General features: G+C 57.9%; 12 protein-coding genes. 5 read left to right on the top strand and 7 right to left on the bottom strand.

All coding sequences use genetic code 11. The annotated features are described in order from the left end of the window. From J7413_RS07040 to J7413_RS07030, 3 genes are all read right to left on the bottom strand, one after another. Nucleotides 1–1200 carry a branched-chain amino acid ABC transporter permease gene (locus J7413_RS07040; protein WP_209097372.1) on the bottom strand — a complete coding sequence of 400 codons (1200 nt, stop codon included), beginning with the start codon at nucleotides 1198–1200 and terminating at the stop codon, nucleotides 1–3. A gap of 3 nt (nucleotides 1201–1203) precedes the next feature. Next, nucleotides 1204–2235, bottom strand: a complete 1032-nt coding sequence (locus J7413_RS07035; RefSeq protein WP_209097371.1) for a branched-chain amino acid ABC transporter permease — start codon at nucleotides 2233–2235, stop codon at nucleotides 1204–1206. Between the two features lie 78 nt (nucleotides 2236–2313). After that, nucleotides 2314–3666, bottom strand: a complete 1353-nt coding sequence (locus J7413_RS07030; protein ID WP_209097370.1) for a substrate-binding protein — start codon at nucleotides 3664–3666, stop codon at nucleotides 2314–2316. 228 nt (nucleotides 3667–3894) lie between these two features. Between J7413_RS07030 and J7413_RS07025 the strand changes: the two genes are divergently transcribed. The 5 genes from J7413_RS07025 to J7413_RS07005 all read left to right on the top strand — a co-directional run bounded on the left by J7413_RS07025 (nucleotide 3895) and on the right by J7413_RS07005 (nucleotide 10128). Then, a complete protein-coding gene (locus J7413_RS07025; protein ID WP_209097369.1) occupies nucleotides 3895–5196 on the top strand; it encodes a helix-turn-helix transcriptional regulator in 1302 nt (433 codons plus the stop codon). 81 nt (nucleotides 5197–5277) lie between these two features. Then, nucleotides 5278–5646 carry a response regulator gene (locus J7413_RS07020; protein WP_209097368.1) on the top strand — a complete coding sequence of 123 codons (369 nt, stop codon included), beginning with the start codon at nucleotides 5278–5280 and terminating at the stop codon, nucleotides 5644–5646. Nucleotides 5647–5698: 52 nt separating this feature from the next. Then, nucleotides 5699–5971, top strand: coding sequence for a hypothetical protein (locus tag J7413_RS07015; RefSeq protein ID WP_209097367.1), 273 nt, complete (start codon nucleotides 5699–5701; stop codon nucleotides 5969–5971). Beyond that, nucleotides 5971–8661, top strand: a complete 2691-nt coding sequence (locus J7413_RS07010; RefSeq protein ID WP_209097366.1) for an ATP-binding protein — start codon at nucleotides 5971–5973, stop codon at nucleotides 8659–8661. Before J7413_RS07015 ends, J7413_RS07010 begins: the two co-directional genes overlap by 1 nt. 96 nt (nucleotides 8662–8757) lie before the next feature. Beyond that, nucleotides 8758–10128 (top strand): FliM/FliN family flagellar motor C-terminal domain-containing protein, encoded by a 1371-nt coding sequence (locus J7413_RS07005; RefSeq protein WP_209097365.1) that lies wholly within the window; start codon nucleotides 8758–8760, stop codon nucleotides 10126–10128. 57 nt (nucleotides 10129–10185) lie between these two features. Here the strand turns inward: J7413_RS07005 and J7413_RS07000 are convergent, their stop codons facing one another. From J7413_RS07000 to J7413_RS06985, 4 genes are read right to left on the bottom strand one after another with little or no spacing between them, the layout of a single operon-like run. Further along, complete coding sequence (locus J7413_RS07000) at nucleotides 10186–10614, bottom strand: TIGR01244 family sulfur transferase (protein WP_209097364.1); 429 nt, start codon at nucleotides 10612–10614, stop codon at nucleotides 10186–10188. A gap of 9 nt (nucleotides 10615–10623) precedes the next feature. Then, nucleotides 10624–11058 (bottom strand): DUF6691 family protein, encoded by a 435-nt coding sequence (locus J7413_RS06995; protein WP_209097363.1) that lies wholly within the window; start codon nucleotides 11056–11058, stop codon nucleotides 10624–10626. Then, nucleotides 11058–11495, bottom strand: a complete 438-nt coding sequence (locus J7413_RS06990) for a YeeE/YedE thiosulfate transporter family protein (RefSeq protein ID WP_209097362.1) — start codon at nucleotides 11493–11495, stop codon at nucleotides 11058–11060. The genes J7413_RS06995 and J7413_RS06990 overlap by 1 nt, the downstream gene beginning before the upstream one ends. Before the next feature lie 31 nt (nucleotides 11496–11526). Beyond that, a complete protein-coding gene (locus tag J7413_RS06985) occupies nucleotides 11527–12390 on the bottom strand; it encodes an MBL fold metallo-hydrolase (protein ID WP_209097361.1) in 864 nt (287 codons plus the stop codon). Between the last annotated feature and the right edge of the window lie 175 nt (nucleotides 12391–12565).

Below are 12565 nucleotides of genomic sequence, written 5' to 3'. Positions count from 1 at the left end.
TTATTCTGCGGGTTCTGTGGAGGCCTTGGGGCCATCTTCATCGGAGGTTTTTTTGCGGCTCAGGGCGCGGGCGATGCGTTGACCACCCTCAACCAGACCACCGGGCAGATAGATCACGACCAGCATGAAGATGATGCCAAGTGTCAGGTGCCAGCCTTTGCCGATGAAGGGGTAGATGATCGTGATCACGAAGTCCTCAAGACCATCGGGCAGGAAGGCAAACCATTGATGCAAAACGTCCTTGTTGATCTTGGACAGGATGTTTTCCATGTATTTGATGGCACCTGCGCCCAGAACCGGGCCGATCAGCGTACCCACACCGCCGAGGATGGTCATCAGAACCACTTCGCCAGAGGCTGTCCAGAACATGCGCTCCGGGCCGACCTGTGTGTCCATCGCCACCAGAAGGCCGCCTGCGAGGCCAGCATACATGCCAGAGATCACAAAGGCTGCCAATGTGTGTGGGCGCGGGTTCAGACCGGTGTAGGACATACGGGTCTGATTGGATTTGATGGCGCGCAGCATCATGCCGAAAGGCGAGCGGAAGATGCGGATGGCGAGGTAAAAGCTGGCCAGCATGGCGATGGCAGCAATGTAGTAGCCCGCATTGAAGGTGAAGAGCCAGTCGCCCACATTGAGCTCAAAGCTTGCGCGCATGTCCATGCCAAACAGGTTGGCACGGCCAATCTCGCCCTCTTCCAGATTGGAGAGCAGGGGGCGGTCTGTGGATTTGATCTGCAGGCCGGTTTCGCCGCCGGTGATCGGTGTCAGCACCGAATAAGCCAGCGCATAAGACATCTGTGCAAAGGCGAGCGTCAGGATCGAGAAGTAGATGCCGGAGCGGCGCAGGGTGATGAACCCCACAGCAACAGCAAAGATGCCTGATACGATGATGCCCATGAAAATGGCTGGGATCACATTGAGCGACACCAGTTTCATCATCCAGATCGCGCCATAAGAGCCCACACCCAGGAAGGCGGCGTGACCAAAACTGAGGTAGCCGGTCAGGCCAAAGAGGATGTTAAAGCCGATGGCAAAGATGCCGAAGATGACAAAGCGCTGCATCAGATCTGGGTAGCCCGCATTGAACTGCGCCATGGCGGAGCTTTCCGGGAAGGGGTTGAGGATGAAGGGTGCCAGCAATGTCAGCCCGGCAACCACCAGCAGGAGCTGGAAATCTTTCTTTTCGAGACCGAGCATTGGTTATTCCTCCATGACGCCCTTGCGGCCCATAAGGCCCCGTGGACGGGTCAGCAAAATGATGATGGCAACGAGGTAGATGATGATCTGGTTGAGACCCGGAAGGATCGCCAGAACCTCGCGCATGGAGGCAAAGCTCTCAAGAATACCCAGCAGGAAGCCTGCGAGCACAGCGCCGGGCAGGCTGCCCATGCCGCCGACAACCACAACCACGAAGCTCAGGACCAGAAAGTCCATGCCCATGTGGTAGTTGGGCGAGTTGATGGGGGTGTACATGACCCCGGCAAGCCCCGCGACCGCAGCGGCCAGACCAAACATGATGGTGAAGCGACGGTCGATGTTGATGCCCAGCAGGCCCACGGTTTCACGATCGGCCATGCCGGCGCGGACAACCATGCCAAAAGTGGTGAATTGCAGGAAGGCAAACACGGCACCGATGATGAGCGCGGCAAAGACAAAGTAGATGATGCGCCAGTAGGGGTAGATGATCAGGTTGGGATCAAACCCAAGCGCTGCACCAAAATCAAACGACCCGGTAAAGGCCTGTGGGGCCGGGGTCGGGATTGGGTTTGCGCCGTAGAAATACTTGATCACTTCCTGCAACACGATCGCCAGACCAAAGGTCACGAGGATCTGATCCGCATGAGGGCGGGTGTAGAAGTGTTTGATCAGGCCGCGCTCCATAATGAAGCCGACCGCCATCATCACCGGAATGGCAAAGAGGATCGACAGCGGGACAGCCCAGTCAATGATGGCATCACCTGTCGCAACGCCGAAAATATCATGTACGTAAGGCACTTCGACCTTGGCCGGGTTGCCCAGAAAGTCGGTTTTTGTTTCGTCGATGATGGTGTGAGAGAGTGTCAGAATGCGGCTGAGGGTGACAGCGCAGAAGGCGCCGATCATGAACAACGCCCCATGCGCGAAGTTCACCACCCCAAGGGTGCCAAAGATCAAGGTCAGGCCGAGAGCGATCAGCGCATAGGCTGAGCCCTTATCAAGGCCATTCAGAATTTGAAGGATGATTGCTTCCATCGGTCCGTCCCTATGTTGTCCGGAGAGGCCGGTTAGGCGTGAAGGGGGCGGGCATGTGGCTGCCCGCCCGAAACGCGCTTATGCGCCGTTGTTGCAGGTGCCCAGAGAGGCTTCTGCGCCACCCATCTGTGGGTGATCAGGCTGGTACATGACCTGCTCAACCGGGGTGACTTCAACGATTTCCAGAAGGTCGAACTCGGAGCTTGGGTTCTCTTTACCCTTCACAACCAGCACGTCTTTGAAGCACTGGTGATCGGCGCCGCGATAGAGCGTCTTGCCGTTGCCCAGACCATCAAACTCATAGTCTTCCAGAGCCTCAGCCACCGCACATGGGGCAAAGGAGCCGGCACGCTCACAGGCATCTGCATAAAGCAGGGTCTGCACATAGGTGGTGTGCGCCGCCTGAGAGGGTGGGAAGCCGTATTTGGTGCCGAAGGATTTCACGAAGGCTTTTGAACCCTCATCGGTCAGCGACCAGTGCCAGTTGGTGGAGCCAAAGATGCCTTTCACGTTGGCACCTGCACCCTTCGCCATCAGGCGAGAGTAAAGCGGAACGATGATCTGGAAGTCTTTGCCGTTCACCTGTTTGTCACGCAGACCAAACTGAACCGCGTTGGTCAGCGAGTTCACCATGTTGCCGCCGTAGTGGTTCAGAACCAATGTGTCGGCACCAGACTGCAGAACCGGCGCAATATAGGAGGAGAAGTCGGTCTGTGTGAGCGGGGTCTTCACCGCGGCAACGGTTTCCCAGCCCATGGCCTCTGTGGAGGCTTTCACCGCCTCTTCTGTGGTGTAGCCCCAGTTGTAGTCGGCTGTCAGGTGATAGGCCTTGCGGTCTTTGCCGTAGGCGCCTGCCAGAACGGGCGCCAGCGCGGCACCGGACATGTAGGAGTTAAAGAAGTGGCGGAAGCCATTGGCTTTGCGGTCTTTACCCGTGGTGTCGTTGGAGTGGGTCAGACCCGCCATAAAGATCACGCCAGCTTCTTGGCAGAGCGCTTGCACAGCCACAGCCACACCGGAGGACGAGCCGCCTGTGATCATGATGGCGCCGTCTTTTTCGATCATCGACTTGGCAGAGGCGCGCGCCGCATCAGATTTGGTTTGGGTGTCGCCGGTGACGAACTCAACCTTTTTGCCGAGGATGCCGTTGCCTTGCAGCGCCTTGGAGCTGAAGGTGTTCATCATGCCGCCGTCGCCGCCGCCATTGAGGTGCTCAACCGCCAGCTGATAGGCGCGCAGCTCGTCTGCGCCTTCATCCGCATAGGGACCTGTCTGTGGCACGTTGAAGCCCAAAGTCACGGTGCTGCCGGTTGGCTCGTTGGTGTAGGCGTGCGCGGATTGCGCCGTGAAGATGGTTGGCAGCGCCAGACCTGCGCCGGTGACAGCGCTCGTTTTAAGCAAGCCACGACGTGTAAAGTTGCTTTTGGACATATAATCCTCCCGTTTTGTAAAGTGCGACAGGGGCTCCTCTTCCCCGGACGTCGCGTGCACAGTTGTGCAGATTTATTATCGGAGGCGCGCCGAAAATTTCGCAACAACTGCTTTTCTTGAAACAATTTTTTTGTAAAGTAATTCGCACTGCTTCGCAGCAATTTGTAAATTACTTATTCTGCGACGCAGAAGGTCGTTGTTTTTGAAGCGAAACGTTGGGAGGACGTGATGCCACAAAGCGGACTGGCTGGGAGCCGTATACGAGAGCGGCGTCTGGTTGCAAAGGTGCGTCAGGCTGATCTGGCCGAACGCGTGGGAATTTCTGCGAGCTATCTCAACCTGATCGAGCACAATCGGCGCCGGATCGGGGGCAAGCTGCTCAATGATATTGCCAAGGCGCTGGGCGTGGAGGCTTCGCTGCTCAGCGAAGGGGCTGAGGCGACATTGCTGGCCAACCTGCGAGAGGCGGCGGCGGATGCGCAGGCGGTTGCGCCTGAAGTGGCGCGCAGCGATGAGTTTGCCGGCCGATTTCCGGGATTTGCGGCGCTGATCGCAGAGCAGCACAGGCGCCTGCGCAGTTTGGAGCACACCGCGGCGACTTTGACTGACCGGCTGACGCATGACCCGCATTTGGCGACCTCAGTACATGAAATGCTGAGCATGGTGACCGCGATCCGATCCACCGCTGGCATTCTTGCGGACACAAAGGAGCTTGAGCCAGAATGGCGCAATCGCTTTCACCGCAACCTGAATGAAGACAGTCAACGGCTGGCCGAAGGGGCGGAACAGTTGGTGGCCTATCTGGATGATGCCGGGGATGCGCGCGCCGGCATGACGCTGCCGCTGGAGGAAGTGGAGGCAATGTTGCAGGCGCATGCTTTTCAGTTTGATGCGCTGGGCGAGGCCTCGCTTGAGGCATTGCAAACTTTTGTGGCCAACCAGCCGCATCTGACAACTGAGGCGGCGCGGGATATGGCGCTGACCGTGGTGCGCCAGTTGCGCGCGGATGCACGGGCGTTGCCAATCGAGATGATGGCGCGCGTGCTGCAGGACGGGCCAGTTGCGCCGGAACGGATCGCTGGGGACACCGGCGCGCCGCTCAGCGCGGTGTTGCGGCGCCTTGCTGCGGTGTCGGACAGCCTGTTGGCGCAGCCATTTGGACTGGTGATGTGTGATGCGGCGGGCACGTTGATGTTGCGCAAGCCTGTGGAGGGGTTTGCTGTTCCGCGGTTTTCCGGCGCTTGTCCGAAATGGCCCTTGTTTCAGGCCCTGTCGCGCCCGATGCAGCCTTTGCGCCAGCGTCTGACGATGACGGGGCGAGAAGCGCGGGACTATGACTGCTATGCCGTGTCCGAGCCGATTGGGCAGATGCAGGTCAATCTCGCGCCGCTGTATCATTCCTATATGTTGATCATTCCGATAGATGTTGCAGATGACTCCGGCGCCCCGGTGGGATCAAGCTGCCGTGTTTGCCCGCTGGATCAATGTGATGGCCGTCGCGAACCCTCACTTCTGGCGGCGCGCGCATGATCGAAGAATTCCTCTTGGCTTTTGCCAAGGCGCCGCTAAAAATGGACCACCGTTTGTGGACTTTCGGGGAGGGGAGGCTACATGGGCAAAAATGTACTAGTCATCGAAGATGAGCCCAACATCATCGAAGCAATCAGCTTTATTCTGTCGCGTGACGGCTGGTCTGTCGCGACTCATTCCAATGGTCATGATGCTGTTGGTGTGGTGACAGAGGCGTTGCCCGATGTTGTGATTCTCGATGTGATGCTGCCAGGCAAGAGCGGCTATGACATTCTGCGCGAATTGCGCGACGCAGAGGAAACACGCAAGATACCGGTGTTGATGCTGACCGCGAAAGGCCAGGTGAAAGACCGAGAAATGGCGGAGCGCGCAGGGGCAAGCCGGTTTATGACCAAGCCATTTTCCAATGCTGAGGTGTTGGACGCGGTGCGCGAGTTGGTGGTCAGCTGAGCGATGACAGGGTGACAAGGTGGGGCGCAGGGTGTGATGAGTGGCATGGGTGATGAGTGATCGACCCAATATTCCGTTTCTGGAGCGCCAGAGCTATCGGCGGCGGCGGCTGATTGACACCATTCGTATGGTGCCGGTTGTCGGCGCCGTGCTGTGGTCTGTGCCATTGCTGTGGCCGACGCCGGAAGAGGGCGCAGGCAGCGTCGCCACTTCAGATGCGATCATCTATATCTTTCTGGTGTGGCTGGGGCTGGTGGTGTTTGGCGGCTGGTTTGCCTTCATGATGAAGCGCAGCGATGCGCAGGAGGAAGGCAGGGGCCGCTGATGGGGGCGCTCAATATCCTTGTGGGCGTCTGCCTGATCTATGTTGCCTTTCTGTTTCTGGTGGCATTCGCGGCGGAGCGCGCGGCGATCAATGGCAAAGGCGGATGGCTGCGCAGCCCTCTGATCTACACGTTGTCGCTGTCTATTTATTGCACCGCCTGGACGTTTTATGGCGCGGTTGGCTATGCGGCACGCTCAGGACTTGAGTATCTGACCATTTATATCGGGCCGTCGCTGGTGATGATTGGCTGGTGGTGGCTGTTGCGAAAACTGGTGCGCATCGGGCGCACGCAGCGCATCACATCCATTGCGGATTTGATCTCTTCACGTTACGGAAAATCTAATTCTCTTGCTGTGGGCGTAACAATTTTGGCGGTTATTGGAACAACACCGTATATCGCGTTGCAACTGCAATCAGTCACTGTGAGTTTTGGCGTTTTTTCAGATGCTTATGGGGCGGAGCTCACCGAAGAAACGCACGGAAATAACGCGCTTTTGGTGGCCTTTGGCTTGGCGCTTTTTACCATTATATTTGGCACGCGCAATCTGGACGCAAATGAGCGCCACCACGGGGTGGTCATGGCAATTGCGGTGGAGGCGATTGTCAAACTGTTCGCTCTTTTGGCAGTGGGGGCCTTTGTTGTCTGGGGGGTCGCTGGTGGCATGAGCGACATTTTTGCTCGAATTGACGCAAGCGAAATCGGCACCTGGCAAATGCGTGGCGATCGCTGGGCCACGCTGATTTTTCTCTCTGCTGCTGCGTTTCTGTGTCTGCCGCGCATGTTTCAGGTCATGGTCGTTGAGAACGAAGATGAGGATCATCTGCGCACTGCGAGCTGGGCGTTTCCATTTTACCTGATGGTGATGAGCCTGTTTGTGGTGCCGATTGCGGTGGTCGGGCTGGACATGATGCCACCGGGCACCAACCCTGATTTCTTTGTGCTGACGTTACCTCTGGCCACCGGCAATGATGGGCTGGCGATGCTGTCGTTCCTTGGTGGGTTTTCCAGCGCGACCTCCATGGTGATTGTGGCGGCGCTGGCGCTGTCGACCATGGTGTCCAACCATATTGTGATGCCGATCTGGTTGAGCACGCAAAGTGGCGGGGCAACGGTATCTGGCGATGTGCGCCACGTGGTTTTGCTGTCGCGCCGGATCTCCATCGCGGCGGTGGTGTTTCTGGGCTATCTCTATTTCCGCCTGTCTGGTGGGGGGGCAGCGCTGGCCTCGATTGGTTTGATTTCCTTTGCCGGGGTGGCGCAATTTCTGCCGGTTTTGATTGGCGGGATCTTCTGGCGAGGCGCGACACGCACAGGGGCGTTTGTGGGGCTGAGCGTTGGCTTTCTGATCTGGGCCTACACGCTGTTGCTGCCCAGTTTCGGGACCGGCACTTTGATTGGCGAGGCGGTTTTGAGCGAGGGGCCGTTTGGTCTTGGATGGCTGCGCCCGGAAGCGTTTTTTGGCATTACGGGGATGGACCCGCTGGTGCATGCGATTTTCTGGTCGATGCTGCTCAACACGTTGAGCTTTTTCATTGCCTCGCTGGTTGGGTTTCCTTCGCCGCTGGAGCGGTTGCAGGGGGCGCAATTTGTCAATGTGTTTGAGCACAGCCGCACGCCGCAAAGCTGGAGCGGGAGCCTTGCGCAGAGCGAGGATCTGATGGTGATGGCGCAGCGCATTATTGGCGCGCGTGAAGCGCAGCGCCTGTTTGAGCGTGAGGCACGTCGTCAAGGGGTGAGCGGGCTGGTGCCAGAGCCGTCGCCTGATTTCCTGCAGGTGCTGGAGCGCGAGCTGGCGGGATCGGTCGGGGCAGCAACGGCGCATGCGATGATTGGACAAATCGTGGGCGGCGCGTCCGTCTCGGTAGAAGATCTGATGGCTGTGGCGGATGAAACCGCGCAGATGATGGAGTATTCCTCCCGGCTTGAGGCGAAATCTGAGGAGCAGGCACGCACCGCACGACAGTTGCGGCAGGCCAATGAGAAGCTCACGCAGATTTCTGAGCAGAAGGATGCCTTCCTCAGCCAAGTCAGCCATGAGTTGCGCACGCCGATGACCTCGATCCGCGCCTTTTCAGAGATTTTGCGCGACAGTGATCGCCTGAGTGCCAAGGAAAAAGTGCGCTATAGTTCGATCATTCACGATGAGGCCATCCGTTTGACGCGCCTGCTGGACGATCTGCTGGATCTGAGTGTGCTTGAAAATGGGCAGGTGAGCCTGAACGAGCAGAGCGGCATACTGGGAGATGTGCTGGATCATTCCCTGTCCAGCGCATTGACGGGCAATCAGGATGTGGAACTTAGGGTGATGCGCGACCGGTTGTCAGAGCAGATGACCCTCACCACGGATCTTGATCGGCTGAGTCAGGTTTTCATCAATCTCATTGGAAACGCACAGAAATATTGCGATGCTGAAAAGCCCGAGTTGCAGATTTCCGCGCGCCATGAGCAAGGCCATTTGATTGTGGATTTCATCGACAATGGCAGCGGGATTTCCAAGTCCGATCAGGCTTTGATCTTTGAAAAATTTGCCCGCACCGGGGTGCAAAAGGTCAGCGGCGCGGGGCTCGGGTTGGCGATTTGCCGAGAGATCATGACCCGCCTTGGGGGCTCGATTGACTATCTGCCGGGGCAGGGTGGCGCCGCGTTTCGGGTGATCTTGCCGCTGTCGGCGGCGCTGGCGGCGCAATAAGCAGATTTTGAATGATTTTTGGCTGGGTTTTAGCGGCTTTGTAGAGGGGCTGTTAACCTTATTGGGGCAAATCTGCCGTGGAACGGATCCACAATTATGGCAGTGACGAACATGGCCGAGAGCAAAGGCAGCTCCATACTTCGACGCAAGGCAACAGACGGCAGCACCGAGCAGAAAGCGCGTGCGATGTCGCCCACCAAGGCGATGCGCCTTGGGATGGCCAAAGCGGCTGAGCAGGGGCTTGATCTGGCGCTTGATGTGACCAAGGTGAGCCATAGCACTTTGCCCCACCGCGCCTTGCAGGAAATTCTGGACGAAGAGAGCCTGCTGGCAATCCTTGAGGGTCAGAATGGCGAACCCGGTGCTCTGGCGATGGACATGCAGGTGCTGGCAGGTCTAGTTGAGTTTCAGACACTTGGGCAGGTGATCCCACGGCCTGTTGTGGATCGTGTGCCGACGCGTGTGGATGCGGCGCTGATCACCCCGTTGATGGAAGATGCGCTGATGCGTTTTGTGCGCAATCTCGGCGAGGAAGGTGTGCCGCCCAAGTGGCTGCAGCACTACAAGTTTGGCGCCATGGCCGCGGACCGGCGCACGCTGTCTTTGGGGATGACCGCACAAGACTATCATATGTTTGTCATGGACATCACGTTGGAACATGGCAAGAAATCGGGCACCATGGCCTGGATTTTCCCAGACATTGAAGTGCTGGTCGAAAACGAAGGCGAAGACACTGAAACCAGCGCCGAGAAGTTCCAGAAGAGCATCAAACAAGCCACCACAACGCTGAATGCGGTGATTGGTAAGGTCACCATGCCGATTGCGCAGATCCAATCCCTTAAAGTGGGCGAAATGTTGGTGCTGCCGGAAGACCCGATCAAATCCGCCAAGCTTGAAGCGTTGGACGGCGAAGTGATTGCGGACGCGCGCATTGGTCAGCTGGAAGGCATGCGGGCAGTGTGTGTGCCGGGGCTCGCAGCCGCGGTCGCAGGTGCAACGGGTTTGGCGGCGACCCCGGATATGGGCGGCATGGATATGCCTGATATGGGAGGCATGCCCGATATGGGTGGTGGCCTGCCAGACGTGGCGGGGGCCTTGCCAGACGTGGCGGGGGCCTTGCCAGATATGAGTGGCGGCCTGCCTGATATGGGTGGAGATCTGCCCGCGATGGGCGGCATGCCGGACCTTGATGGCGGCGGCTTGCCTGATCTTGGTAGGGATCTGCCTGATCTTGGCGGTGGCTTGCCCGATCTGGATGGAGGCGGTTTGCCCGACCTCGGCGGGGATATGCCTGACTCTGGTGGAGACCTTCCTGCGCTTGAACCGATGGGCGATCTTGGCATCGGTCTGGATGACGGCGGTGAAGACTTCAGCGATCTGGATGATCTGGATGATCTGATCCAGCTTGGGGCCGACGATATTGGTGACCCGATGGCGCTGGCCGATATGGATCTGACCGGAAGCTGATGACAGGCCCAATAAAAAAGCCCCGCAGTGTCGAGGCTTTTGTTTTATGTCAGGGGCTTATGTGTCGCTTTTCATGCTGTCGAGGTGGGGCTTTAGGCCGCTTATATCATAGCCGCCCTGCGCCGCTGCGTTGACAATTTCGTCGGAGTCCATGTCGCCTGCGTGTGCCAAGGCCCAGCAGATTGTAGACCGAGTGCCGGATCGGCAATAGGCCAGTACCTTGCCCTCACACGCTGCGAGGCTGTCGCGTTGCAGGGCCTGACGGTCTGCTGTCATGGTTTCCATGGTCAGCGGGTTCACCACATATTTCAGTCCTGCCGCTTCCGCCGCAATGCGCATGGTTTCGCTGTGCTGATCGGGGCCCACTTCGCCATCTGGTCGATTGTTGATGACAAGCCCAAATCCAGCCTCGGCCAGGGCGGTGAAATCGTCTGCGTCAATCTGTGGCGCAGCGAAGAAGCGGTCGGTGATCTGACGAATATCCATGCAGATTGCTTACTCGGCAGGAACCGCTCTGTCTAGCTGTGTGCGCACGGCTGGAGCGATTGCCATGCCTGCCAGCATGGCCGCAAAAAACGCCCAATGTGGCCATCCGCCGTAGCTGAGCGATGCAATGGCGGGTCCTGGGCACAAACCGGCCAGTCCCCAGCCCACACCAAAGAGAAGCGATCCGAGCACAAGGTTGCGCCCAATTTTTGGCTCTGCGGGTTTGGGGAAGCTTGCGCCGACAAGCGGCTTGCGCCCGTCTGCGATTCGCCAGGCGATGGCCATCGGAACGATCGCGCCCCCCATCACGAAGGCCAGCGTTGGATCCCATGTGCCAAACACATCAAGCCAACCTTGAACTTTGGCTGTGTCTGTCATGCCAGACAGAAAGAGCCCTGTGCCAAACAGGCCACCTGCGAGGAATGCAAAAAAGAGACGGGGCATCAGATCACTCCCAAAAGATGACGGAAGAGGGCGACGGTTAAGCCGCCTGCGAGGATGTAAAACACCGTGGCGACGATGCCGCGCAACGACAGGCGCGATATGCCACAGACCCCGTGGCCTGAGGTGCAGCCATTTGCCATGCGCGTGCCAATGCCCACGCAGAGGCCGGCGGCGATCAAAATCGGCAGGTTGGTGGTCGCATGGGTGTCGACCGCGTCCGTTGCTGGCAGCAGCAGAAGTGGCAGGGCAAAAACACCCAACAAAAAGGCGACGCGTTCGCCCCAGTTGCTGCGGCCGGAGCCGTCAATCAGGCCGCCCAAAATACCGCTCGCCCCCATGATACGGCCATTGGCGAGCAGGAAAACCGCGCCACCCGTGCCAATGAGAAAGCCACCAGTCAGCCCCCAGAGCCAATCGGAGGGGAGAGTCTCAAACATGTGAAATCCTTTATTAACAGCAGCTTGAAAGTTAAAGCTTGTTTATGGGAACCTTAAGGAACACCGCGCCGTCATCATCCGGTTCGGGCATATTGCCAGCGCGCATGTTCACTTGCAGGGACGGAATGATGAGTTTCGGCATCGACAGGGTGGCATCACGAGCATCACGCATGGCAACAAAGCTTTCCTGATCTGCCTCGGCACCAACATGAATGTTCTTGGCCTTTTGTTCACCGACTGTGGTTTCCCAGGCAAATTCATCCCGCCCCGGTGCTTTGTAGTCGTGGCCCACAAAGATGCGGGTTTCGTCTGGCAGGGACAGAATTTTCTGAATGGAGGAGAACAGCTCTGCTGAGGAGCCGCCGGGGAAGTCGCAGCGGGCGGTGCCAAAGTCGGGCATGAACAGCGTGTCGCCCACAAAAGCCGCATCGCCAATCACATAGGTCATGCAGGCCGGCGTGTGGCCTGGCGTGTGCAGCACATCGCAGCGCATTTGACCCACCATGAAACTGTCGCCGTCAGAAAACAGCTGATCAAATTGCGAGCCGTCGCGCTGAAACTCGGTGCCTTCGTTGAAGATCTTGCCAAAGGTATCCTGCACCAGCGTGATGTTTTTGCCGATGCCGATTTTTCCGCCAAGCTTTTCCTGCAGGTAGGGGGCGGCAGACAGGTGATCGGCGTGGACATGGCTTTCCAGGATCCATTCCACTTTCAGGCCATTTGCGGTGACATGGGCAATGATGGCGTCGGCAGATTTCGTGTCCGTGCGACCGGCGGCGTGGTCAAAATCCAGTACGCTATCAATGATTGCACAGGCTGTGCCTTGCGCATCTTTTGCCACAAAGGAAATCGTATTTGTGGCCTCATCAAAAAAGGCTGTGACGTCTGGCTTCATCAAAATTCCTCCATAGGCTGCACATATAATAAAATCTGCATATGTTTCAAGGGGTGGTTTGCCCGTTGCTGTGCGTTCATGCCCGTGTGGCCGCGAACTCAGGCTTGCGCAGGAGAGGCAGGCCGCTAAACTCTGAAAACACAAAGACTTGCACAATAGAGTTGTCAGGGTTGAG

Source organism: Shimia sp. R10_1 (genome assembly GCF_017744095.1).
GTDB lineage: Bacteria > Pseudomonadota > Alphaproteobacteria > Rhodobacterales > Rhodobacteraceae > Shimia.
This window is presented reverse-complemented; position numbering and strand designations above follow the sequence as displayed.